Source organism: Gilliamella sp. wkB72, assembly GCF_001693745.1.
Taxonomy (GTDB): domain Bacteria; phylum Pseudomonadota; class Gammaproteobacteria; order Enterobacterales; family Orbaceae; genus Gilliamella; species Gilliamella apicola_E.
Genome location: NZ_LZEI01000012.1, coordinates 28,767 through 53,590 on the forward strand (window position 1 = coordinate 28,767; position 24,824 = coordinate 53,590).

Here is a 24,824-nt window from a genome sequence, read left to right on the forward strand (position 1 = left end):
CGTCTACTTAAAGCGGCTCTTTTCTGCTTCAAGATGAGTAGGTCGAATAATCATATTGCCATCTAAAATTTCGTATTTGAGCGGGACAGGATTACAGCCACCAGAAAAACCAATCGTGGCAATGTTCATCACCACATCACACAAAATGCAGACAACTTGATTACCGCGCTGATAGTAACCACTTGCACCACAGATGTCACAAGCATCAAAGCCAACACCATAAGCATTTTCACTTTTCTTTATTACAATAAATCTGATTAATGTTCCATCCGTTGCTTTGTAACCATAACGATGCAGATTGCCATCATTGACTTTATCTAATGGGATTACAATCAAACCATCGGCATTAGGTGTTACTGGCTCAGCCGGGGTTAATTCCACCCCTTTTTCAAAAATATAGCGCGCACGAGTAACGGTGTAAGCGGTGATAGCAATGCCCGCCATTAATAATAATGAGGTCCGACGATCCCGGCGTAAACTTGCTTTCAATTTACGCACTTGGGCAGGATTACTGCCGACTAAGGAGGTAGTTTTGGATTTAATGTATAACAAAATGCTTAGTACTAGCACCAATACAATAAAGATAAAGGTAAACAAATTGACATGATCTAAAACGGAAGTCACTAAATCCATCATCCACTTTTGTGGCGAGATAAACCGTCTCACAATTAGGATTCGAAGTAAGTTAATTGCATTTTGTGCAGTAAAGAAAATAATGGCTAGCGATGTAATGGCAATTACAAATCGAGTTGAAAACCTTGTACAAAGCCGATAAACAAACAATCCAATTAAAATACAAACGAATAAAGAAAAACCGTAACCCACCCATTTAAACAGATAATCATTATTGAAAATTGAGTCCATGCCAACATCAAATTCAAATGGGTAAAGCAAAATATTCGGTAGGTTTTGTGAGGTGATAATTCCGGTAGCAATCACTATTAATAAAATATTGAGAGCTTGAGATTTTCTAAAAAATAAACTAATAAGCAATGGAACAACAATGATGCACCAAGCAACATTGGTACCAAGATCATAAAATTCACGAACTGCAATACCCGTATTTCGTTTTAATATTGCATAAATAAACGCGGCTATCATGCCCAATACAAAACCGATGATAAGATGTTTTTTACTTAATTGAATAACTGTCGCACTAAGTAATGCAAACATGATCACTGGTATAAAAGTATTATCGGTAATTTTGATAAGATATTGGAGCATAATAATTGCCTAAAAATTACAACGTCTATTGGCGAGCTGTTATACTCGCCAATATTACAACTAATTATTTATTAATTTAATTCAATTAAAAATAATTATTACCATGCATGAGGGATATAGTTAAAGTCCCAAGAAACTTCAATTGGTTTAGTCCAGAAACGACCTTCAACACCAGTTTCTTTATCAACATGTAATAAATAACCTTGTTTTTCAGGGTTTTCGATAGTAAAGGTTACTTTATATTTACCAGCACCATCTAACTTAATATTGTTACCATAGTGAGGACCATCTGAAGCATTCATAGGCATAAAAGTACCTTCGATAGCTTTATCACTGCCTTCTTTTTGGATTTTATATTTTACAGTTAAGTAAGGCACGAAATCACCAGTACCAAAACCTAAGTTATTACCTTCAGCCGCTGAAATATCAGCTTCAATATGCATATCAGATTTTGAAGCAGGTAACCCCCCCATACCAGCAGGTTCCATATCAACAGGTTGGAAATAAACTGCACCGATATGTAAAGGACCAACAGTTACTTCATCACCAATCGGAAACTCTTCGAAGCCTTTTTCTTCACCTGGTGCAGGTGCAGCAGCATAAGCCATTGAAGAAAGTGCAAGTATTGATGAAATACCAGCAGAGACTAATAGTTTTTTCATTGAAAACTCCTTAATTTTGTTTTTCACTTTTGATCACTAATCAATAAAATCATGACTAGTCAATAACAATTTACTACCAATGTATTTACGATTTATCACTAATCATTAATCGTTTTTAATGTTTTATATTAATTATTTCTTTTTATATTTTGTGGAATAGATAATCGACCCTATCACTGCCACTACCATGAACAACTGTGGTAGTAATGTTTCAACTGTTGGATAGATACCCAATATCTCAACCGAATGAACAAAATCGACCGGTGTAACCTGAATAATATCAGCTTCTTGCAACTCTTTTACACCACCACCAGCAAACGCAATCGCCATCAGATACATTAAGGCACTGGTACAAATAAAGAACGGTTTAAGTGGCAATTTAACCGTACCAAAGCGAATAATAACAAACACAAACGCTAATACAATCATTCCCACGGCCAAACCATACCACACCATATCCATATGCTCATTAGCATCTGCTAACATGGCTTGATAGAAGATGATAGTTTCTGCGCCTTCACGAAATACTGCTAAAAAGGCAGCAAATCCTAAAGCAAAACTACTGCCTGTAGAAACCGCATTTTGGACCTTACCTTCCACATAGTTTTTCCATGCTATGGATTCTGACTTAGACAGCATCCAATTACTAATAAAGAACAGCATTACCGTTGCCAATAACATGGCGCAACCTTCCATAATTTCTTGGTTGGCACCGCTTAATCCTACAATTGTATGTAACGCTATCGCCGCTAAAATACTAGCGAACACCGCAAACAAACTGCTAAGATAAACGACTTTAAGCATCGGTTTATTATTTGAGCGAACAAGATAGGCAGAGATAGCCGCGATAACCAATATCGCTTCTAACCCTTCTCGGAAAATGATGATAAACGACGCCAAAAATACACTCCAACCACTCTCTTTTTTACCATCTAACTCGTTGGCATCTTCATGGAGCATTTTTAAAATAACGTCAATTTCTGCTCGCACCGTTTTATTCGGCGCATTTTGTGTCATTAATCGTTTAATTTTTGCAAACTGGTATTCAGTGTCAGTACCGCGCTTACCTGAAATATAAGACATCACTGCGCGCTCAACGCCATGCTTTTCGTAAAATCCAAAGTAAGCATTGTTAACACGGGCTTTAGCACCTTCGACGTCTTTCATAAAATAGATGTTGTAGGCATCATTCAAAATGATATCCATCTCATCAATAATTGCATTCCAGCTTTCATATTTCTTTTCGGCTGCATAAGAAGGGGAACTAAAAACAGCTAAACTGGCAATTAGTAGAACAACTAAAGTTAAATACCTTTTCACTTCCTACTCCTTTATTTTCCTAACAACATAATCCCTATTGGTTTGCTGTTTTCTGGCAATTGTAATGATTGACTAATAAATTCAGGATTGATTGAATGGATATAACGTGTGCTGAGTTTTAATGCTGTCGCCGACAAATAAACATTTTGGCTCATTGCGCCAACAGCAATTTGACTAAAATCATTGGCTTGTTGGGTATCATAATCTTTAAGATTGTCACCATCAGACACAAAAATAAAAATATAAGGTGCACGTTTAGTAAAACTTTGTTTACCGATGTCGCCACGAATATCTTGATTATTGATCTCACGAAGATAGTGCCCTTCCCACTCGTATATAAAGGCTCCCTTTTCACTTGCAACATACAGGCGAACATAAGGCGGTTTACCACTTGCCATTGGTACTGTCCAACCGTTTTTACCTCGATTTAAGCCACTGGCTGCCCAAAGTACACTTGAAAGCTCATCGTCAGACACCATACCTGTTGGAAATCCTCCACCCGGCGTTGAAGCACGCTTTTTAAGACTATCAAATAATCCCATACCCTCTTTCTTTTGTGGGGCCGGTAAAGTGACATCAGCATAGCTATAGGAAAAACAAGATAATAGCAAAACAATGGCAAATCTACGTAACAACATAGCATAAACCTTTCAGCTTTAGGAAATAAAATAATTGTTGCTATCTTATTGCTAATGCTTTCAATTATCAACAACAAACAATAATAATTATCATTAAGCTTGTTACATATAATAAAATCAACGCATTAATATTACCTTGCAATCTACGATTTTTATTTTTCTGATTAAAACGTATATACTGATGCAATATTCCCGTTTTAAGAAAATCTGAGTATCATTAACTATGCCGTTTTCGACTTTAATCGTATTACCACTTTTTATCTTAACTATTACCTTAGCTTCTTTTTTTAAACAAAAAAAATGGCAACTTCTCACTATTGTCTTAATGACCGTCATCATTGTTATGGAACTCACCTCTATCTATTTTAGTGGTGGATTTATTGATTATCAGTTTTACGTGAATTTAAATGTGAATGACATTATTGAAGGATTATTTATCTTCAAGTTACAGGCTGTATTAGTGATTGTAGTCTTTTTAGGATTAGTTTTTATAATTAGTAAATTAGCCAACTTATTTCGCAATAAATGCCGATTGTTATGGCGCTTATCGTTTGCTGTCATCGCAATTGCTTCAATTAGTTATCATAATGGTCCAATTAGTCGCCTCTATGAAATCTATCAAGTCACCTGTGCGCCAAAAGCAACCTTCGAGCAAGCATTACAAACGCTTAATATGAATGATTATGTTGCAAAATCACAGTTAAACAGTCAAAAAGGCAAAAATATTATTGTGTTATCGTTAGAATCTTTCGAGCAAGGATTTTTAGATTTTGCTGATATTACGCCTAATTTAAGACAGCTAAAGCAACAATATACCTTTTATCCAAATATGCCAATGAGTGCAGGTAGTACCTGGACAACCGCCTCAATGTACACTTATATGACCGGTGTACCATTTTTAATTGGTGAGCATTCAACATCCCCTTTAAAAAACGCTAACTCGACTAAATTAGTCACTTTAGGTGATGTATTAAAACAAGCAGGCTACCAAACTCGTTACGTTATGGCTGGTCCTGAATTTGCGAGCATTGGCCACACAGCAGAAGTAGTTGGAATGCAAGTGGTATCTGAAAAAAACTATCCAGGCAAATACCCAAATGCGCCATTTGGGTTATATGATAAAGATATATTAGACATCGCCGAACAGCAAATACAAGAGATGAAAAATAATGACAAACCATTTGCGCTATTTGTTTCGACCGTCTCAACCCATGCACCAAATGGCTTTAACGATGAACGCATGACCTCTGTTATTAGCCCAAAGCATGACAACATGTCTTTTGTAGCCGCATCTCTCGATTACAATTTAGGGCAATTTATTAACCACCTAAAAGAGCAAGGTTTACTAGACAATACCGTATTTTATATCTTCCCTGACCATTTAATGATGGGTGCGGGTACCGAAACCGTTAAAAAATTGTCGGAAAAAGAACGCAAATTGTACTTATTAACCAATGCGAATAGTGATGATTTACAAAAATCATCCAACCAAACCATTTACCAAATCGACTTACCAAGAATGATTTTGAATGGTGCACAAATTAAAACGAATGCAAAATTCTTAACTGATTACTTAATTGGTGAAAACTTCGATAAAAAGCAATTTATCGAACAACATAAATCAAACATCGCCACGTTAAACAATGCAGCACAAGAGCAAAAATGACAGTCGATACCTTAATTTTGGTCATAACCATTAGTTGTTTAGGCATGATATCACCCGGGCCAGATTTTTTTCTGGTCTTAAAAAATAGTTTAAGCTATAACCGAAAAATAGCATTAATGACCTGTTTAGGAGTAATTAGTGCTATCGCCATTCATATGAGTTACTGTGTGGCAGGCATTGCTGTATTAATCACCGCCACCCCTTGGCTCTATAATGCATTACGTTATGCCGGTGCCGCTTATTTGTTATGGATTGGCGTTAAAGCGTTACTAGCCAAAAGCAGTGGCACCGCCTATGTTTCCAAACAAACGCAGGAACTGAATGTCACAGCCAAAGCTGCGTTTATGCAAGGGCTATTGTGTAATTTACTTAATCCAAAAGCCACGCTGTTTTTTCTAGCTATCTTTACTCAACTACTTAATGCCAGCTCAACGATGGTAGATAAACTGGTAGTTGCTTTTATAATCTGGCTTGAAGCTGCAATTTGGTGGCCGATGGTAGTATTCGTCTTCCAAACCCAAATTGTCCAACGTCGTTATTTTAAGTTACAGGTGATTATTGATAAGTTGTTAGGCGTGATATTAATCGTGCTTGGAGTGAAAGTTGGATTAGGATTCTAAAGCTTTAAAAACCCCGTTCCTCAACATTTTTTATTCCAAAAAGTGCGCTCCTCAATTATTTCTTATCTTTTTATTCTAAAAGGCTTTTGAATATTGAATAGTTAATTGCTAGACTATTAATAATTTAATCAATATATATTTTTTAGTTTTAATTTGATGAGTGGCTAAAAATGGACAAATTATTACAATATGGTCGAGAATTACTTGAACTTGAGCTTCATGAGGCACAGAAGCTGCCAGCTCGGCTTGGTGAGAGTTTTGTTAAGGCCTGCCAATTAATTTTGTCAACAAAAGGCAAAGTTGTAGTGTCAGGCATTGGTAAATCTGGTCATATTGGTAAAAAGATCGCAGCATCATTAGCCAGTACTGGTAGCCCAGCATTTTTTATGCATCCATCTGAAGCATTACACGGTGATTTAGGAATGGTGACCGAGAATGATGTCGTGATTTTGATTTCTTATTCAGGACGAGCTAAGGAATTTCAATTTATTTTACCCATTCTTGCAGCAATGAATATTCCAGTTATTGCCATAACAGGTGGGCTTGATTCCCCATTAGCATTAGCTGCGCAAGCAGTGCTGGATATTTCAATCGAAAAGGAAGCGTGTCCAATGGGATTAGCTCCAACCTCAAGCTCAACTAATACGTTAATGATGGGCGATGCGCTGGCAATTGCCGTTATGCGAGCTCGTGGATTTAAGGAAGAAGATTTTGCTCGTTCACATCCAGCTGGCAGTTTAGGCGCTAAACTATTAAATCATGTAAAAGATATTATGCGTAAGGGTGATTTAATTCCTAGAGTACCACAATCTGCAACAGTTCTTGATGCCATGTTAGAATTAAGTCGTACTGGTGTGGGGTTAGTTGCAATATGCCAAGATGATAATAAAATAGTTGGCGTTTTTACAGATGGCGATTTACGCCGTTTGTTACTAAAACATGGTACATTACAAGATAATATTGTCGATGTAATGACAAGTCCAGGACATCAAATACCTGAAACTTGGAAAGCGGTCGAAGCTTTAAAATCATTTAATGATCATAATATTACTGCTGCACCTGTGGTAAATAATCACGGCGAATTGGTTGGTGCGCTGAATATTCATGATCTGCATCAAGCAGGTATTAGTTAATCGATTAATAAATACCTGTTGCAAAATGGGGCTATCTATTGAGATAATTACCGACCTAAATTTTTGTCGTTAGACGGAGATCCAAGTAAGTTACACAATTCAATACCGAAATGATGAGTTATTTAAGTCATTATAAATTGATATTGTGTTGTAAATTTTAACCAAAATTAATAGATGATGAAACTACAATGGCAGAAAAGCGAAATATCTTTCTAATTGGCCCTATGGGGGCAGGAAAAAGCACAATAGGCCGACAAATTGCACAACAGTTAGGTATGGAATTTTTTGATTCTGACCAAGAGATCGAGAAACGTACAGGTGCTGATATTGCATGGATTTTTGACTTAGAAGGTGAAGACGGATTCCGAGCCAGAGAAGAGAAAGTCATTAATGAGTTGACTGAAAAACAAGGTATAGTTCTTGCTACTGGTGGTGGTTCGATTTTATCTAAAGAGACACGTAACCGTTTATCAGCTCGCGGTATTGTAGTTTATTTAGAAACTACAATAGAAAAACAGATGGCAAGAACCCAGAAAGATAAGCGTCGTCCTTTATTACAAGGTGGCAATACTCCCCGTGAACTTTACGAAGAATTAGCCGAAGAGCGTGATCCACTTTACGAAGAGATCGCTGATATTACGATTAAAACTGATGAGCAAAGTGCCAAAGGTGTTGCTGGATATATTATTGAAAAAATAGAACAAATTTAAAATTTCAATTTTTTAAATTCGGCTGGCCATGAGGCAATAAACCATTTGAAAGGAGTTAATATGCGTGTAGATAAAGATGATCGTTATATACCAGAACAATCAAGTAAGTCTTCTACGCCTTCTTTTAGTATATCAACTTTTTTTCAGCATTATTCGAAGAAAAAATTGATTATTATGGGATTAGCTTTAGCTATTATTGTCTTGTTGGTTTGCTTTGTGATATCTCGTCCTTCAAAAAAAACAACCATACTGACTCCTCCTGAAGTCAATGGTGTTTCGTCGACGCAAACGCCTGATTCAACAATCAGTGGCGATAGTGGGGCGTTAGCGCAAGGTCAACAAAATTCTGCACCTGTGCCACCAGCCCCAATTAATAGTAATGTTAATGAGCACGATAATGGGGTTAGTCAACCTCCAGCATCAACACAGTCAACATCGGGTTCTAGACCAGAGCTGCAACCAACGGGTAACAGTACAACTCAAAATACTAGTGGTTCATCAACTAATTTAAATAAACCAATAAATCCAGATAGAGGCAATCCTACTGTTTCTAACTCAAATAATAGTGTAATAACAGGTAATAATTCAACTTCGATTGCCAAAATTAAGAATGATCAGTTTTCAATTCAACTTAGTTCTTCTAGTTCAGTTGATGGTTTGAAAAGATTGGTTAAAGAACATAATCTTACTAATTACCAAATTTATGAAACCAAACGAAATAATGTTAAATGGTATATCTTAGTTAAAGGTACATATGATTCTGCTGACGAAGCCAGAAAAGCGATCAAATCTTTACCAAGTGCACTACAAAAAGATAAGCCTTGGATTAAATCTGGCGAAACAATTAATAAAGAAAAATCAGCAAAATAGGAGTTTCCTTTGAAGAAGCAACGAGCCTTTTTAAAATGGGCTGGAGGAAAATATGAGCTTGTGGACACAATTAAACAATATCTACCAGAAGGGGACCAACTCATTGAGCCCTTTGTAGGCGCTGGTTCTGTTTTTTTAAACACAAACTTTAAAAGTTATATTTTAGCTGATATCAATCATGATCTAATTGCGTTATTTAGGTTATTACAATCCAATCCTGATAAGTTTATTAATGATCTTAAGCTATTATTTAATCATCAGAATAATCAAGCTGAGGCTTTTTATCAGCTACGAGATGTCTTTAATTATAGTAAAGATCAATATCTACGATCGCTTTTGTTTGTCTATTTGAATCGCCACTGTTATAACGGTTTATGTCGCTATAATAATAGCGGGCTTTTTAATGTACCCTTTGGACGTTACAAAACTATCTATTTTCCTGAGAAGGAGCTCTACTATTTTGCTCAAAAAGCACAAAAAGCTGAGTTTATCTGTACTCCTTATCATGAAGCAATGAAAATGGCAAAACGCAATTCTGTCATTTATTGTGATCCGCCTTATCTTTCTCCAAATGAATCTATCGGTTTTACGGCTTATTATTCCAATAATTTTGGTTTTGAAGAACATAAGCGATTGTCACAATTAGCTGAAAAAATAGCTTATAAAAAAAATATTCCTGTACTACTATCAAATCACGATACAGAGTATACCAGAACGTTATATAGTAAAGCGCGACATCTTTACCGTGCAGAAATGCGACGCTCAATTAGCTGTGCTGGCGAAGGACGCAAAAAAATTGATGAAATATTAGCCTTGTACCAAAAATAACCTATTTTATGTATAAGGTTTTATTAGTAGAGGTATGTTATGAAAGAGTTTATTATTGCACCATCAATATTATCCGCTGATTTTGCTCGACTTGGAGAAGATACGCAGAAAGTATTAGACGCTGGTGCCGATGTTGTCCATTTTGATGTAATGGATAACCATTTTGTACCAAATTTGACGATGGGTAGTATGTTTTGTAAGGCTCTTCGTGACTATGGTATTAAGGCTCCGATTGATGTTCATTTGATGGTTTCGCCGGTTGAAGATTTAATTACCTCATTTGCCAAAGCTGGCGCAACTAATATCTCTATTCACCCTGAAGCTACTATTCACCTTGACCGTTCTTTGCAATTAATTAAAGATCATGGTTGCAGTGCGGGAATTGTACTTAATCCTGCAACGCCGTTAGATTATTTAGATTATGTGATGGATAAAGTCGACATTATTTTATTAATGAGCGTTAATCCAGGTTTTGGTGGACAATCATTTATACCAAGTACTCTAAAAAAATTGCAACAAGTTAAACAGCGCATTATTGAGTCTGGCAGAAAGATTCGTTTAGAAATTGATGGTGGTGTTAAAGTTGATAATATCGCTGAAATTGCCAGAGCGGGTGCTGATATGTTTGTTGCTGGTTCGGCAATATTTGGTCAACCGGATTATAAAGCCGTAATTGATGCAATGCGTAAAGAATTAGAAGGTGTTAACCATGGCTAAGTTAAATGATATTCAAGCTATTGCTTTCGATTTAGATGGAACTTTAGTCGATAGTGTGCCTGGCCTTGCCTTAGCTGCACAAAAGATGTTAGCAGATTTGGAGTTACCCACCGTTACTAATGAGCAAGTAAAAAACATGGTCGGTAATGGCATTGATGTCATGCTCGAACGCGTATTCAACGTGATTGGTCGCAATCCGTCTAAAGAGGATTTCAATAAAGCGAAACAGTTGTTTAATCATCATTATGATAAGGTTATGGATGAGCAAACAACGCTATTCCCGCATGTTAAAGAAACCTTAAAAACGCTTTATGAAAATCATTATCCCTTAGCTTTAGTTACCAATAAACCTGCACAATTTTTACCTGCTTTATTGACGTCATTAGGTATTAAAGAATACTTTTCATTGGTACTTGGTGGTGGTGATGTGATTAAGTTGAAACCACACCCTGCCCCACTTTATCAAGTCATGGCAACCTTTGGATTGTTTAGTGATCAGTTGCTGTTTGTTGGTGATTCAAAGAATGATATTACTGCTGCTAAAAATGCTAATTGCCCGACTGTAGCATTAAGTTATGGTTATAATTATGGGGTGTCGATTGCATCTAGCAAGCCTGATTTTTTATTTGATGATTTTAAAGATATTTTAACCTTATTACCTCAGCCAAAGGCTGATGCAAAAAAATAATGAGTATAAATTAGGAATAAATTATGAGTAAACCAATTGTATTTAGTGGCGCTCAGCCATCAGGAGAACTAACATTAGGCAACTATTTAGGGGCTTTGAAGAATTGGGTGTCTTTGCAAAATGAATATGATTGCGTTTATTGTATTGTCAATCAACATGCGATCACGGTCCGTCAAGATCCTAATAAGTTGCGAAAAGCAACACTTGATACGTTAGCGCTTTATTTGGCCTGTGGTATCGATCCACAAAAAAGTACTATTTTTGTTCAATCACAAGTACCAGCTCACGCTGAATTAGGTTGGGCGTTGAACTGTTATACTTATTTTGGTGAACTGAGTCGTATGACGCAGTTTAAAGATAAGTCATCTCGTCACTCTGAAAATATTAACGCCGGGCTATTTGATTATCCAGTATTAATGGCTGCTGATATTTTGTTATATCAAGCTAATTTAGTTCCTGTAGGTGATGACCAGAAACAACATCTCGAGTTATCACGTGATATCGCTATGCGTTTTAATGCACTTTATGGCGATATTTTTACTGTTCCTGAGCCGTTTATTTCTAAAGTAGGTGCTCGTGTGATGTCTTTACAAGATCCAACCAAAAAGATGTCTAAATCAGATGAGAATCGTAACAATGTTATTGGTTTACTTGAGAATCCGAAAGATGTCGAGAAGAAGATTAAACGGGCAATGACCGATTCAGACGAACCACCTGTTGTACGTTATGATTCAAAAAACAAAGCCGGTGTTTCAAATCTGTTAGATATTTTGACAGGTATTACAGGTAAGCCGATTGCTGAACTTGAAAAAGAGTTTGAAGGCAAAATGTATGGTCATCTAAAAACCGAGGTGGCAAATCAAGTTATCGAGATGTTAACCGGTTTACAAGCAAAATATCATCAATATCGAGATGATGAAAATTATCTTCTTTCAATTATGCAAGAAGGAGCACAAAAAGCTCGCGCTAAAGCAGAGCCTACGTTGAAGAAGGTTTATGACGCAATCGGTTTTGTATAATCTAAAATAAGATTGCGATTATTACTAAACAATATCAAACGGCTTTAATTGATATGAGCTCTATTGTTCTAATAATGAGTTAGCTTGAGGCCTTTTGATTATAATAGGTTTATTATGAAAATTATCATTCTTGGTGCAGGCCAAACTGGTAGTGCACTTGCTGAATATCTAGTAACTGAAAAGCAGAACGATGTGACTGTCGTTGATGAAGATCATGATAAATTGCAATCTTTGCAAGAGCGTTTTGATTTACAAGTCATTTGCGGTAAATCATCTTACCCACAAGTATTAGAGAGTGCTGGCGCGGAATCAGCCGATATGTTAGTTGCCGTTACCAATTCTGATGAAGTAAATATGATGGCTTGTCAGATTGGGCATGTGATGTTTAATATTCCACAAAAAGTTGCTAGAATCCGTGCTCCTGAATATAACGATGAAAGATACCCATTCTTCAATAAAGATTGTATCAACATCGATCATATTATTGCTCCTGAAAACTTAATTACAAATCATATTAGCCAATTAGTTCAATATCCTGGTGCTCTACAGTTTGCTTCGTTTTATGATAATCGTGTCTGTTTGGTTGCTGTAACCGCTTATTACGGTGGTGCGTTAGTGGGGAGCGAACTGTCCGAACTTAAAGAGCATTTACCACATGTCGAAGCGCGTGTTGTTGCTATTTATCGTCAAAATCGTTTTATTCGTCCAATAGGTTCGACTTTAATTGAAGCTGGAGACATGGTTTATTTTATTACCCCTCCCCTCAACATTAAAGCAGTAACCAGTGAACTACAAAGGCTAGAAAAACCTTATAAACGTATTATTATTAGCGGTGGTGGTGGCGTTGCCATTGCTTTAGCTAAACGTTTAGAGAATGATTATCAAGTTAAGTTGATTGAACGTAATGCAGAAAAAGCTGAATTAATAGCTGAGCAGTTAGTTAATACCACCGTGTTACATGGTGAATCATCAGACCAAGAATTATTATCGCAAGAGCAAGTCGAGTTAACCGATCTGTTTGTGGCGGTCACTAGCGATGATGAAGCCAATATTATGTCATCTATGCTGGCAAAAAGAATGGGGGCAAAAAAAGTCATCGTTCTTATCCAGCGACAAGCCTACTTAGAATTGATTAACGATAGTGTTATTGATATCGCGATTTCACCACAACATGCCACTATTTCAGAACTACTAAGCCATGTTAGGCAAACGGGTGTAGTTAAAGTTGTCTCATTACGCCAAGGTGAATCAGAAATTGTCGAAGTAGTTGCTCGTGGTGAAGCCGAAAATTCAAAATTAGTCGGTAAAAATATCAACAGTTTAAAATTACCTTCAGGTGCTACGATTGGTGCCGTGGTTCGTGGTGAAGATGTAATTATAGTAAATACGGATTTAATGATTGAAGATGGCGATCATTTAATAATTTTCTTACCGGATAGACGCGCCATTAGTGATATAGAAAGATTATTACAATAACTTGTTTAATTTTTAAACTCAGTTCATAATAGATTCAATTTTATCCAAATTTGTTATTTAGACTCGGGGTGTTTTTTGTTAGAGCAAAAAACTGAGAATTTACCCGTTGAACCTGATCTGGATCATGCCAGCGTAGGGAAGTCTCTGTCTTAATTACCGCTTTTGACACATTCTTCCCTTAATATTATTTATTAGATAAGGAAAGAATATGTCGGTCATTAAATTATTTTCAAATCAAGATGCCATTCCTTTTATTGAGCAAGTTCATCAGAAGCGACCTTTAATCCATTGTATTACCAATGATGTGGTACAAAATTACACCGCTAACGTTCTTTTGGCGATTGGGGCTTCACCAGCGATGGTGGTAGCTGAGCAAGAAGTTGAGGACTTTGTTGCCATTGCAAATGGTTTGTTAATTAATATTGGTACGATCAATAGTCATAGCGCTAAAAGCATGTTACTAGCCGCCGCAAAAGCTAATCAAACTCCTTGGGTATTAGATCCTGTCGCAGTTGGAGCAGCATTGAAATATCGTACTGAAATTGCTAAGCAATTATTAACATTTAAACCGACAGTTATTCGAGGAAATGCTTCAGAAATTCTAGCATTAAGTGGTCAACAATCATCATCAAAAGGGCCTGATGGACTGGATTCTACTGATTCTGCATTAAATGCGGCAATGCTATTAGCCAAGAAATATCAAACCATTGTTGCAATAACAGGTGAGACCGATTATGTCACAGATGGTGAGCAGGTTTATAGAATTGTTGGGGGTGATATCGCGCTAACACAAGTAACTGGTACTGGTTGTTCATTATCTGCGATTGTAGCTGCATTGATTGCAAGTTCTGAAGATCATTTAAAGGCTACTGCTTCAGCCTGCTTTATGATGAAAAAAGCGGGTGAACTCGCTAATAAACAGCAAGGGTTAGGTACTTTTGCTATGTCAATTATTGACCAACTTTCTCTTTTCACCACAAATAAGGATTTTTGATGAAGAAGCAACTTGATTTAACACTCTATTTAGTACTTGATCCAGTACTTTGTGATGGCATAAATGGTATGGTTAATACCACTAAGTTTGCAGTTGAAAATGGTGTTACTGCCGTTCAATTACGTTCAGAACAAGAATATTCAGGTAGAAATTGGTATAAAGCCGCCCAAGCTTTAAAAGAAGTATTAATCGACACTCAAGTTCCACTATTGATTAATAATCATATTGATATAGCTTTAGCTGTCGATGCCGATGGTGTTCATGTTGGACAAAGCGATCTACCTGTCGAAGTTGCACGACGATTAATTGGAGAAGATAAATGGATAGGGCTTTCAGTCTCTAATTATTCGCAACTTGAGCGCGTTCCTTGGCAACTAGTCGATTATCTAGGTATTGACCCTATCTATCCAACCCCCACCAAAAAAGATGCAGCAGAAGCAATAGGCATCGCCCAATTGACTGAACTTGTTAAAGCAAAACAATGCCCTGCCGTTGCGATCGGTGGTATCGGTGTAAACAATTTAACTGAAGTGATTCAAACTGGCATTGAAGGTATTGCCGTTGTATCCGCAATTTGCGGGCAAGGAGATATTGCTAAGGCCACATCTGATTTGATTAGAAAAATAAGACAAGCAAGATAGGAAATTAAACCATGACAACAGTTTCATTAACTATAGCGGGTAGCGATCCTAGTGGCGGTGCAGGTATTCAGGCCGATTTAAAGGCCTTTTCAGCGCTTGGCGCTTATGGGATGTCAGTCATTACTGCTTTAACCGCACAAAGTACACAAGGTGTTAATAGCATATACCCGGTGCCACCCGAATTTGTTGAGGCTCAATTTAACACACTATATCAAGATATCCATATTGATAGCGTTAAAATCGGTATGCTGATGAATAAAGAGATTGTAACCACGGTTAATCATCTATTAAGCAATAATCCTATTGCCAATATTGTTCTTGATACGGTAATGATAGCCAAAGGGGGGCATCCTTTATTGAGAAATGATGCCATTACCGCTATTCGAGAATTGCTATTACCATTCGCCACCATCATCACCCCTAACCTTCCAGAAGCAGCAGCATTACTTGATTGTCATGAGGCACAAAACGAAGATGAAATGCAACAACAGGGTTATGAGCTACTCAAATCAGGCTGTCAGGCAGTATTAATGAAAGGAGGGCATTTGCCAAGTCAAGAAAGTCCTGATTATCTAATCACGCCAACAAAGATCATCAGAATGGCATCACCACGTATCCAAACTAAAAACACACATGGTACAGGTTGCACATTATCGGCAGCTATTGCAGCACTACTACCAAAATATGAGTTAGAAGAAGCCGTTAAACAAGCAAAAAAATACCTACAAGGTGCCATTGAAAATGCAGATAATTTGAAAATTGGTAAAGGAATTGGACCTACTCACCATTTTTATCAATGGTGGGACACCGCAGGAAAAGGCTAGAAAGCTAAATGTGGTATTTTCGGCAAACGCTATTTTCAACAGCTATATACTTCATCGACAATCCGTGCCAATGAAGTATATGAAAACTTTTTTAGTGCATTATCTAGTAAAATAGAGGCTATTGGATATTTGTATTATCTAGTATTTAAGCGATTGTCTTAATCGTTTAAAATGAGAAATTGTAAATAGTATTGCCTTAATACGAAATACCCACAAACTCAAACCCCGCTTGATTAACGGCTTGAATTGCAGCTTCTTGTGAGATAGTACCACCTTCTATATCAACCTCATGCTTCGCTAAATCAACGGTCACTTTAGCTTTAGGATCAATATCGTTAATTGCTTTAGTAATAGTTTTAACACAATGTTGACAACTCATATTATCGACGATTAATTTCATCATTATCCCCTTTTGTTATCTAATAATTCATCTAGTGCAACGTTGGAACATCTATAATTAAAATAAATTTGCCTGCCATATAAAGTATAGTGATTATATTACGCCAATAAGCCTACAAAAAAAACACCTCAGAATAATGAAAATTTATAAGATTTATATCTGTTATTAATAAATCGTAATGATTGAGCGTTTCTGCTCCTTTATACTCAAATAAACCATCGTGCCAAGAAAAATAAGAAAGGTTATCCTTCAAGAATAAAAATTGAATAACAGAAATAATCGACTTATACAAAATTAGATTGTATATTTATTCATCTATGTGGTTTTGATAACAAAGTTAGTTTTTGTTTTTAAATATAATTTTAACTTAGATGTATAGTTCCATTTTTATTTTTTTTCTCATAAACGATATTCAGGTTAATTAGGAGCCTAAAATGCAGCATATTATGGAAACGATTAGAAAAACAGAACAAGAATTTGTTGATATTCGACATCAGATTCATAAACATCCTGAGTTAGGTTTTGAAGAGAAAAAAACCAGTGATTTAGTTGCAAATAAGCTATCTGAATGGGGCTATGAGGTTCATCGTGGTCTAGCAAAAACTGGCGTCGTTGGTGTTTTGAAAAATGGCGCTAGTAATAAGAAAATAGGTATTAGAGCTGACATGGATGCATTACCTATTGTTGAAGCTTCGGGTAAACCTTGGAGCAGTGTTAGCCATGGTAAATTCCACGGTTGTGGTCATGATGGGCATACCACTATTTTGCTATGTGCAGCTAAATATCTTGCCGAAACACGCAACTTTGATGGGACTTTACATGTCATTTTTCAACCAGCTGAAGAGTTGTTATATGGTGGGAAAGTGATGGTCGATGAGGGTTTATTTAAACAATTTCCTTGTGATGTGATTTTCGGTATTCACAATATGCCCGGATTTAAGGAAGGCCATTTTTATTTTAAAAGCGGTGCTCTTATGGCTTCATCCGATACGATTCATATCACCATCAAAGGGAAAGGTGCTCATGGAGCCATGCCTGAGCGAGGAATTGATGCGACGCTTGTTGCTTGTTATATTAGCATTGCTTTACAAAGTATTGTTTCCCGCAATGTTTCACCCTTTGAGAAAGCTGTTATCACGATTGGTTGTATTCAATCTGGCGAAGCCCCCAATGTGGTGAATAGCGATGCATTGATGAAGCTAACCATCAGAGCATTAGATAATAATACCCGAACTTTATTGCTCAAGCGTATTACCGAAATTGCCACTTCGCAGGCGGAAAGTTTTGGCGCCTCAGTTAAAATCGAACATATCAATGGTAGCCCTGTTTTACATAATGATGCTAATGCAACAAAATTTGCATTAGAAGTTGCTCAGAAATTAGTCGGTAAAGATCGTGTTCATGATAATTGCCATCCTTTTATGGGCAGTGAAGATTTTGCTTTTATGTTAGAGAGCAATCCAAATGGTTGTTATATGATTATCGGCAATGGAGACGAACCAGGATTTTGTAGTGTTCATAATCCTGGTTATGATTTTAATGATAAATGTATTGTTCCTGCTGCGTCATATTGGGTTGCATTAACTGAAACATATTTAAGTAAATAAGGATAAATCGCTTCTATGTCTGGTTTAAATATGTCAACTTCAAAGAGTTCTAGCACCGCGCAATTTAAAAGTTATAACCGGTTAACATTAGGCATTGTATTAGGGGTTATTACTTTTTGGCTGTTTGCTCAATCAATAGTCAATGTTGGACCGGCTGTTCAGCATACTGTTGGTATCACTCCAGCCTCTTTTAATTTAGCAGTAAGTTTGACTGCACTTTTCTCTGGCTGCTTTATTGTGGTTGCTGGTGGTTTAGCTGATCGCTTTGGACGAGTTCGTTTTACTTACTTTGGTTTTATTTTAAGTATTATTGGTTGTCTTTGTTTGATTTTCGCCCAAGGAGAAATATTATTTACCTTTGGACGCATTATTCAAGGCTTATCTGCAGCTTGTATTATGCCATCGACTTTAGCATTAGTGAAAACCTATTATCAAGGTAAAGATCGTCAGCGTGCATTGAGTTTTTGGTCGATTGGATCTTGGGGCGGCTCGGGCACTTGTGTGCTTGCTGGCGGTGCAATAGCGACTTATTTAGGTTGGCAATGGATCTTTATAATCTCTATTATCTGTGCTGTATTAGGTATGCTTTTGTTGAAAGGAACTCCTGAAACCAAAATTGAAGATCCTTCGAGTCTGCCAAAATTTGATTATGTAGGGCTATTTGTTTTTGTTATTACGTTAGTTTCATTAAATCTTGTGATAACCAAAGGTTCTACTTTTGGATGGACTAGTGTAGCAACATTATCGTTGGCTACCGTTTGTTTTGTTTTTATGATTTTATTTTTTGTTATTGAAAAAAGTAAAGCGAGTGGCGCTTTCATTGATTTTGCATTATTTAAAAATATCCCTTACCGTGGTGCTACCTTATCCAACTTTATGCTAAATGCTGTTGCAGGCACGTTAATTGTGGCCAGCACTTATACCCAACAGGGGCGAGGGTTTACCTCTTTCCAAAATGGATTATTAACTATTGGTTATTTAGTTTCGGTTTTATGTATGATTCGTGTTGGTGAAAAAATCTTACAAAAGGTAGGTGCGAAAAAACCAATGTTAATGGGACCGTTAATTACTGGTTCCGGAATTGCATTGATGACGCTGACATTTTTACCAGATATGCTTTATATTATTTCAGTATTAGGTGGCTACATTTTATTTGGTCTTGGTTTAGGTTTTTATGCGACACCTTCGATCGACACAGCAATTTCTAGCGCCCCTGAAGATAAAGTTGGTATTGCATCAGGAATATATAAAATGGCAAGTTCATTAGGCGGTGCTTTTGGTGTCGCCATTTCAGCATCAATTTATGCTGCAGTTATTGCCAGTGGTCAAAGTATAGCAACTGGCGCAGCAATTGGATTATGGATTAATGTCGGATTTTGTCTGTTATGTTTTATTTCAATTTTATTTTTAGTTCCAAATAATGCCGGCAAGAATAAATAGCTTAAGTTAATTTTTAATTCTTAAAACACTTCATAGGGATATGACTTCTTATTTTTATCCCTATATTTCTAACCGACAGTATGATCAGCTTATTTACCAATGCAAAATGAGCTGAATATGCGCCCAAGTAGATCATTGGAGGTAAATTCGCCAGTGATTTCACTCAATGACTCTTGCGCAAGTCTAAGTTGTTCTTCTAATAGTTCACCAGCATGAAATGTTGTGAGCTGATATTTACCATTATTTAAATGCTCTGCTGCTTTTTAAGTACTTATAAATGTCAGTAATAAGCCAAAAAGTCTCATTCTGAGCTACAAGAAAACACATTACCTGTTTGATATGATCACATAATAGGGTAATAGCTTATCCTTTTCGTACTAATAATTGAATGAGGGAATAGCCATAACGAGTACAAATCTACTTAACCGTCATTGCACAAAACATTAAATGACATTTTACTCAAAAAATCTTTAAACAAAAAAACTCTCGAACTTATGGTTAATTATGTCAAATAATGATTATTGAATTGTGATATTAGGACTTTTTTAACGATTAATTTTTAATATTTGATAAGATCCTGTCGCATATATCACTCCACTTATAACTAAAAGGGCTCCAGCTAACTGTAATAAATTGGGTATTGTACCGGTTATAAAAGCGAGTAATAAAGTAAAAACAGGTACGAAATTGAAAAACAATGAAGTATTAGCTGCACCTAGTTCTTTTATCCCAACATTCCAAAATAAATATGCTAATACTGAACCAACAAGTCCCATATAAATAAGAATAATTTGATTGTATGTTGAAATTTCTTCAATCTCTTTTATTAAGTCACTTTGATAAAAAGAAAATACAACTATTCCTATAGTACCAAATAACATCGTAAAAGCTGTTGTTTGTAATGGTGTCGAATCGGATATAAATCTACGACATCCAACAGTGTAGGTTGCCCAAGCCAGATTTCCCAATAAAATAATCAAATCACCACGAGTAAAATGTAATTTAAGTATATTATTTATATCACCATGGCTTATCACTAAAATTACACCAATCAAGCTGATCAACATCCCTACAGTTTGTGGCAATGAAACACGGTGTTTTTCTATAATTGAAGATATTAATATGGTTGTCACTGGCGATGTAGCCATAATAAGTGCACCATTTAAAGCGGATGTAGTTTGTAATCCGATAAAAAAGGCTAAATTGAAGCCTGTAATGCCACATAACCCAAGTAAAATTAATGGTTTCCAATTTAATCTAAATGTGCTGATGTTGCCTTTATCTTTAATGATCATAAAAACAAAAATAGCTAATGTTGCAATAATAAATCGTTCAGAAGCTGCTGTAAGTGGCGATACGGAAGAGACAACTATTGAACCTGCATTAAAATTAGTTCCCCAAAAAAAGGTTGATAGTGTAACAAGTAAAATTGTAATTTTTTTTTTCATTTTAATCTCTATTTTATTCATAAAAAGGCATCTGATGATATCAAGTTAGTCCTCGTTTCTTAAGGTAGGTCAATAACTGATAGATTTTGATTTTATGAATAATCCATTTATAATACAATAAACAAAAAAAGAAGGTTAAATTTCAAAAATGAAATTATCATTAGATGATTTGGTCATTTTCATTAATGTAATTAAAGAAGGTAGTATTGTTAAGGCATCGCATAAACTTTGTATGCCTTCACCAACTATAAGCAGACGTCTAACTCAATTAGAAGAAGCTATTGGCGGTCTTTTGATGCATAGAAGCAGTAGGAAGATCACCCTAACGACATTAGGACAAATGTATATTGCTAAATTTACTACCTTAGTTGAGGAGTTTGTTGAAACAGCTGAAGATTTGTATGATTTTAACCAAAAGTTATCCGGAACAATAAGAATAACTGCACCATTAAGCCTAACACATCAATGGTTTGGAAACTGTGTGTTTTCATTTATGAAAACATACCCTGATATAAAAATAGATTTAATGGCTACGAATCAAATTGTCAATTTAGCTGATATGAATATAGATATTGCCATACGTGTGGGAGATTTGACCGATAGTGATTGGATAGCAAAACGAATACTATTGTCGAAAAATATTTTGTGCTCATCCAAAGATTATTTAGAACAAATACCTATATGTACACATCCCATTGATTTACTCGATAAAAATTTAATTAATATAAGTCATAACTTAAGCTGGTCACTCACTAATACCACAAATAAAGAATATTATGAGGTACAAGCAAATCCTTATTTGATTATGGATGATACTGAACTAATAATTGACGCAACCAAAGCAGGAATGGGGATATGTTTTGTTCCATCTCAGTTTGTTCAAAAAAGTTTAGCTAATGGAGAGTTAGTGCAAGTGTTACCTAATTGGATCGGTAGCATTCGACCGATCTCTCTAATATTCAAGGATAGAAATTATATGCCAAACAGAGTAAAGATTTTTAAACAATACATTGAAAATTATGTAAATTTAATGCTTTAAAATCCATACCTAAACGATTATTTCTCGTATTTACTAAGTATATTTTTTATATTTTTTCGAATAACATTGATTTTTCTCCAGAAATTACTGTAGTTCAACTCTTTTATTTCATTATGTTCAAAAACCAAAACACTAAATTCTGTTTTTTGACAAGTATTAGCTCTCTAACTGTAAAACTTAAATTATTTACCAATACAAAATGAACTGAATATTCTTCCTAATAAATCATCTGATGTAAATTGACCAGTGATTTCACTCAGAGCTTCTTGAGCTAATCTTAGTTCTTCTGCTAATAGTTCGCCAGCATGAAATGTTGTGAGCTGGTATTTACCATTATTTAAATGCTCTGCAGCTTTTTCAAGTGCTTGTAAGTGTCGTCGACGAGCTAAAAAGCCCCCTTCTGTACTACTAGTAAAGCCCATTACCTGTTTAAGATGATCACGTAATAAGGTAATACCTTCTCCAGTTCGTGCTGATAGTTGGATAAGGCAATAACCATTTTGTTCACTATAGCCTAATGGTTCACCTGTTAAGTCTGCTTTGTTTCGAATAACGGTTACTGGCATATTTTTAGGCAAGCGTTCAATAAATTCTGGCCAAAGTTTTTCTGGGTTGGCCTCATTGGTTGTTGTGCTATCAACCATAAATAACACCCGATCCGCTTGGTCAATTTCTTGCCATGCCCGTTCAATACCGATTCGTTCTACTTCATCGCTGGCTTCGCGTAGTCCGGCAGTGTCAATGATATGCAAAGGCATACCATCGATATGAATATGTTCACGCAAAACGTCACGTGTTGTCCCTGCTATGTCAGTAACAATAGCCGCCTCACGACCGGCTAATGCGTTAAGTAAACTTGATTTACCCGCATTAGGTCGACCGGCAATGACAACTTTCATGCCTTCCCGCAGTAATGAACCTTGTTTGGCTTCATGACGAACTTCATTTAATCGTTGAATAACTTGGTCAAGCTCTGCTTCTATTTTTCCGTCAGATAAAAAGTCTATTTCTTCTTCAGGAAAATCAATAGCTGCTTCAGTAAAAATACGCAAATGAATAAGCGATTCAACTAATTCATTAATCTTCTTGGAAAACACGCCTTGTAAAGAGGACAAAGCAGATTTGGCCGCTTGCTCTGAACTTGCATCAATTAAATCTGCAATGGCTTCAGCTTGCGCAAGATCTAATTTATCATTTAAGAAAGCTCGCTCTGAAAATTCACCTGGTCTTGCTATACGCACACCAGATATTTCTAATATACGTTTTAGCAGTAGATCTAAAATAACGGGTCCACCATGGCCCTGTAGTTCAAGCACATCTTCACCTGTGAACGAGTTTGGATTGGGAAAGAATAAAGCAATGCCCTCATCTAACGTTGTTCCATCAGCGGCTAAAAACGGTAGATAATGAGCATATCGCGGTTTAGGTAAGATACCTAAAACTGCTTTGGCAACCTCTTGTACTTTAGGACCAGAAATACGCAATATGCCAACACCACCACGACCAGGTGGTGTTGCCTGTGCAACAATTGTGTCTGAATTCATATTTATTAATTGTAATTAAAAATAGCAATGATTAATCATACCATGACTATCATTAAAAATCTGTAAAGGCAAGCTATCTAACTTAATTAGAATGGCTAATTATTATTTTCCACATAATCTAATGGATGGTCAAACAGCCATGAATTAAGTAAAGCTAATGGCTCTCTTATCATTGCTATATATTTATCAATATTGGTATAAGCTAACGGTGCAGGTAAACCAGTAATATCACTAATACCCGAGCGTTTAGCTAGCATAATTGAACGAAGAATATGAAAATCATTGGTCACAACAACTGTTTTGCCTAGTGGTAAAATTTGATTAGCATAAACAAACTGTTGAGCCGTTCGCCTTGATCTGTCTTCAAGATATACTCTTGAGGAATCAATACCTTTTTTAATTAGGTAATCAGCCATCACACTTGCTTCAGTTGCAGATTCATCGCTTCCTTGCCCACCACAAACAATTACTTTGGTATTTGGATTACTCTGCAAATAATTAAATGCTGTATCTAAACGATTTTGTAAGGTAAGTGGCGCTTCAGCTGGTGTTCCAACCACTTGTGATCCTAATACGACTAAAGTATCAGCATTAGTTGATGGCTTTTGATTAGCGTAAATAAAAATAATGATATTACAAACGATGAAATAAACTAATATTAATATTAGGCAATATTTTATTAATTTCATGATTGTCATCAATTTCTCCTCATTTTTTAAAGCAATCTTCGAAATGGTCGTTAACTAAGCCCATAGATTGCATAAATGCATAACAAATTGTTGATCCTACGAATGAAAATCCTTTCTTTTTCAGTGCTTTTGACATTTTATCGGATATTTCTGTACTAACAGGAACCTCACTTTTATCTTTGTAGTGATTGACTATTGGCTTACCATCAACGAATGACCAAATAAATTGTGAGAAATCCTCATTATTATTTTGCATAACTAAATAGGCATGGGCATTTTTTACAATGCTATTAAGTTTTAAACGATTTCGAATTAATCCTTTATTTTTAAGTAATGACTCTATGTCAATAGCGTTTAATTGAATAATTTTTTCTGGGTCAAAATTAAAAAAACATCGACGATATTCTTCTCTTTTTTTTAGTACGGTAATCCAAGATAATCCAGCTTGTTGTCCTTCAAGACAAATTTTTTCAAATAGTTTAAGGCTATCATATTGTGGATAACCCCATTCATTATCATGATAATTTATATATAACGGGTCTTTTGTAACCCAACTGCATCGTTTTGCCATATTTTTATCCAAATATTTTAAAATTATTATATGCGATATATAGATAGAATTTTAGC

At 35.9% G+C, this 24,824-nt stretch carries 25 protein-coding genes, 1 pseudogene and 1 riboswitch; of the genes and pseudogenes, 16 read left to right on the forward strand and 10 right to left on the reverse strand.

Annotated elements, in window-relative coordinates; translation table 11 throughout:
* Nucleotides 1-3 precede the first annotated feature (3 nt).
* The 4 genes from A9G07_RS07270 to A9G07_RS07285 form a co-directional block, all read right to left on the reverse strand.
* A complete protein-coding gene (locus tag A9G07_RS07270; protein WP_065734642.1) occupies nt 4-1,224 on the reverse strand; it encodes a Fe-S-containing protein in 1,221 nt (406 codons plus the stop codon).
* A 98-nt stretch (nt 1,225-1,322) separates the two neighbouring features.
* Nucleotides 1,323-1,886 (reverse strand): iron transporter, encoded by a 564-nt coding sequence (locus tag A9G07_RS07275; RefSeq protein WP_065734643.1) that lies wholly within the window; start codon nt 1,884-1,886, stop codon nt 1,323-1,325.
* Between the two features lie 132 nt (nt 1,887-2,018).
* Entirely contained in the window at nt 2,019-3,206 is a 1,188-nt protein-coding gene (locus A9G07_RS07280) for an FTR1 family iron permease (RefSeq protein ID WP_065734644.1), read from the reverse strand.
* An 11-nt stretch (nt 3,207-3,217) separates the two neighbouring features.
* Nucleotides 3,218-3,844 carry a nitroreductase family protein gene (locus A9G07_RS07285; protein ID WP_065734645.1) on the reverse strand — a complete coding sequence of 209 codons (627 nt, stop codon included), beginning with the start codon at nt 3,842-3,844 and terminating at the stop codon, nt 3,218-3,220.
* A gap of 223 nt (nt 3,845-4,067) precedes the next feature.
* On the opposite strand from A9G07_RS07285, the gene A9G07_RS07290 reads away from it, so the two are divergent.
* The 13 genes from A9G07_RS07290 to thiD all read left to right on the forward strand — a co-directional run bounded on the left by A9G07_RS07290 (nt 4,068) and on the right by thiD (nt 16,030).
* A complete protein-coding gene (locus A9G07_RS07290; protein ID WP_065563571.1) occupies nt 4,068-5,510 on the forward strand; it encodes an LTA synthase family protein in 1,443 nt (480 codons plus the stop codon).
* Nucleotides 5,507-6,130 carry a LysE family transporter gene (locus A9G07_RS07295; protein ID WP_065734646.1) on the forward strand — a complete coding sequence of 208 codons (624 nt, stop codon included), beginning with the start codon at nt 5,507-5,509 and terminating at the stop codon, nt 6,128-6,130. Before A9G07_RS07290 ends, A9G07_RS07295 begins: the two co-directional genes overlap by 4 nt.
* A gap of 170 nt (nt 6,131-6,300) precedes the next feature.
* Nucleotides 6,301-7,263, forward strand: a complete 963-nt coding sequence (gene gutQ, locus A9G07_RS07300) for an arabinose-5-phosphate isomerase GutQ (protein ID WP_065563573.1) — start codon at nt 6,301-6,303, stop codon at nt 7,261-7,263.
* A gap of 188 nt (nt 7,264-7,451) precedes the next feature.
* Nucleotides 7,452-7,973 carry a shikimate kinase AroK gene (gene aroK, locus A9G07_RS07305; protein ID WP_065563574.1) on the forward strand — a complete coding sequence of 174 codons (522 nt, stop codon included), beginning with the start codon at nt 7,452-7,454 and terminating at the stop codon, nt 7,971-7,973.
* Nucleotides 7,974-8,033: 60 nt separating this feature from the next.
* Entirely contained in the window at nt 8,034-8,843 is an 810-nt protein-coding gene (locus A9G07_RS07310; protein ID WP_065563575.1) for an SPOR domain-containing protein, read from the forward strand.
* Nucleotides 8,844-8,852: 9 nt separating this feature from the next.
* Nucleotides 8,853-9,671, forward strand: a complete 819-nt coding sequence (locus tag A9G07_RS07315; RefSeq protein ID WP_065563576.1) for a Dam family site-specific DNA-(adenine-N6)-methyltransferase — start codon at nt 8,853-8,855, stop codon at nt 9,669-9,671.
* A 39-nt stretch (nt 9,672-9,710) separates the two neighbouring features.
* Nucleotides 9,711-10,388, forward strand: a complete 678-nt coding sequence (rpe, locus tag A9G07_RS07320; RefSeq protein WP_065734647.1) for a ribulose-phosphate 3-epimerase — start codon at nt 9,711-9,713, stop codon at nt 10,386-10,388.
* Nucleotides 10,381-11,076 carry a phosphoglycolate phosphatase gene (locus tag A9G07_RS07325; protein WP_065563578.1) on the forward strand — a complete coding sequence of 232 codons (696 nt, stop codon included), beginning with the start codon at nt 10,381-10,383 and terminating at the stop codon, nt 11,074-11,076. Before rpe ends, A9G07_RS07325 begins: the two co-directional genes overlap by 8 nt.
* Before the next feature lie 23 nt (nt 11,077-11,099).
* Nucleotides 11,100-12,095, forward strand: a complete 996-nt coding sequence (gene trpS / locus A9G07_RS07330) for a tryptophan--tRNA ligase (protein ID WP_065563579.1) — start codon at nt 11,100-11,102, stop codon at nt 12,093-12,095.
* 114 nt (nt 12,096-12,209) lie between these two features.
* Nucleotides 12,210-13,571, forward strand: coding sequence for a Trk system potassium transporter TrkA (gene trkA / locus A9G07_RS07335; RefSeq protein WP_065563580.1), 1,362 nt, complete (start codon nt 12,210-12,212; stop codon nt 13,569-13,571).
* Nucleotides 13,572-13,625: 54 nt separating this feature from the next.
* Nucleotides 13,626-13,727, forward strand: a riboswitch (TPP riboswitch).
* A 52-nt stretch (nt 13,728-13,779) separates the two neighbouring features.
* Entirely contained in the window at nt 13,780-14,565 is a 786-nt protein-coding gene (gene thiM, locus A9G07_RS07340; RefSeq protein ID WP_065734648.1) for a hydroxyethylthiazole kinase, read from the forward strand.
* Nucleotides 14,565-15,206 (forward strand): thiamine phosphate synthase, encoded by a 642-nt coding sequence (gene thiE, locus A9G07_RS07345; protein WP_065734649.1) that lies wholly within the window; start codon nt 14,565-14,567, stop codon nt 15,204-15,206. Before thiM ends, thiE begins: the two co-directional genes overlap by 1 nt.
* 11 nt (nt 15,207-15,217) lie before the next feature.
* Complete coding sequence (gene thiD, locus A9G07_RS07350; RefSeq protein WP_065734650.1) at nt 15,218-16,030, forward strand: bifunctional hydroxymethylpyrimidine kinase/phosphomethylpyrimidine kinase; 813 nt, start codon at nt 15,218-15,220, stop codon at nt 16,028-16,030.
* 196 nt (nt 16,031-16,226) lie between these two features.
* Here thiD and A9G07_RS07355 read toward each other — a convergent pair whose 3' ends face one another.
* Nucleotides 16,227-16,433, reverse strand: a complete 207-nt coding sequence (locus tag A9G07_RS07355) for a heavy-metal-associated domain-containing protein (protein ID WP_065563584.1) — start codon at nt 16,431-16,433, stop codon at nt 16,227-16,229.
* Nucleotides 16,434-16,864: 431 nt separating this feature from the next.
* Here A9G07_RS07355 and A9G07_RS07360 point away from each other — a divergent pair, with 431 nt between their 5' ends.
* Together A9G07_RS07360 and A9G07_RS07365 are read left to right on the forward strand one after the other, a co-directional pair.
* The gene (locus tag A9G07_RS07360) at nt 16,865-18,037 is read left to right on the forward strand and encodes a M20 aminoacylase family protein (protein ID WP_065734651.1); all 1,173 of its coding nucleotides are present in this window, start codon (nt 16,865-16,867) and stop codon (nt 18,035-18,037) included.
* Between the two features lie 15 nt (nt 18,038-18,052).
* On the forward strand, nt 18,053-19,477 hold the full coding sequence (locus A9G07_RS07365) for an MFS transporter (protein WP_081299565.1): 1,425 nt from the start codon (nt 18,053-18,055) through the stop codon (nt 19,475-19,477).
* Nucleotides 19,478-19,566: 89 nt separating this feature from the next.
* Here A9G07_RS07365 and A9G07_RS12100 read toward each other — a convergent pair.
* Nucleotides 19,567-19,740, reverse strand: a pseudogene (locus A9G07_RS12100) (tRNA uridine-5-carboxymethylaminomethyl(34) synthesis GTPase MnmE); the annotation flags it as partial.
* 282 nt (nt 19,741-20,022) lie between these two features.
* Complete coding sequence (locus tag A9G07_RS07370) at nt 20,023-20,925, reverse strand: DMT family transporter (protein ID WP_065734652.1); 903 nt, start codon at nt 20,923-20,925, stop codon at nt 20,023-20,025.
* Between the two features lie 148 nt (nt 20,926-21,073).
* Between A9G07_RS07370 and A9G07_RS07375 the strand changes: the two genes are divergently transcribed.
* Nucleotides 21,074-21,964 (forward strand): LysR family transcriptional regulator, encoded by an 891-nt coding sequence (locus tag A9G07_RS07375; RefSeq protein WP_065734653.1) that lies wholly within the window; start codon nt 21,074-21,076, stop codon nt 21,962-21,964.
* Nucleotides 21,965-22,146: 182 nt separating this feature from the next.
* On the opposite strand, the gene mnmE is transcribed toward A9G07_RS07375, so the two are convergent.
* From mnmE to A9G07_RS07390, 3 genes are all read right to left on the reverse strand, one after another.
* The gene (gene mnmE, locus A9G07_RS07380; RefSeq protein ID WP_065734654.1) at nt 22,147-23,508 is read right to left on the reverse strand and encodes a tRNA uridine-5-carboxymethylaminomethyl(34) synthesis GTPase MnmE; all 1,362 of its coding nucleotides are present in this window, start codon (nt 23,506-23,508) and stop codon (nt 22,147-22,149) included.
* Between the two features lie 95 nt (nt 23,509-23,603).
* Nucleotides 23,604-24,206 carry a YdcF family protein gene (locus A9G07_RS07385; RefSeq protein ID WP_081303381.1) on the reverse strand — a complete coding sequence of 201 codons (603 nt, stop codon included), beginning with the start codon at nt 24,204-24,206 and terminating at the stop codon, nt 23,604-23,606.
* Nucleotides 24,207-24,216: 10 nt separating this feature from the next.
* Nucleotides 24,217-24,768, reverse strand: a complete 552-nt coding sequence (locus A9G07_RS07390; RefSeq protein ID WP_065734656.1) for a DNA-3-methyladenine glycosylase I — start codon at nt 24,766-24,768, stop codon at nt 24,217-24,219.
* Between the last annotated feature and the right edge of the window lie 56 nt (nt 24,769-24,824).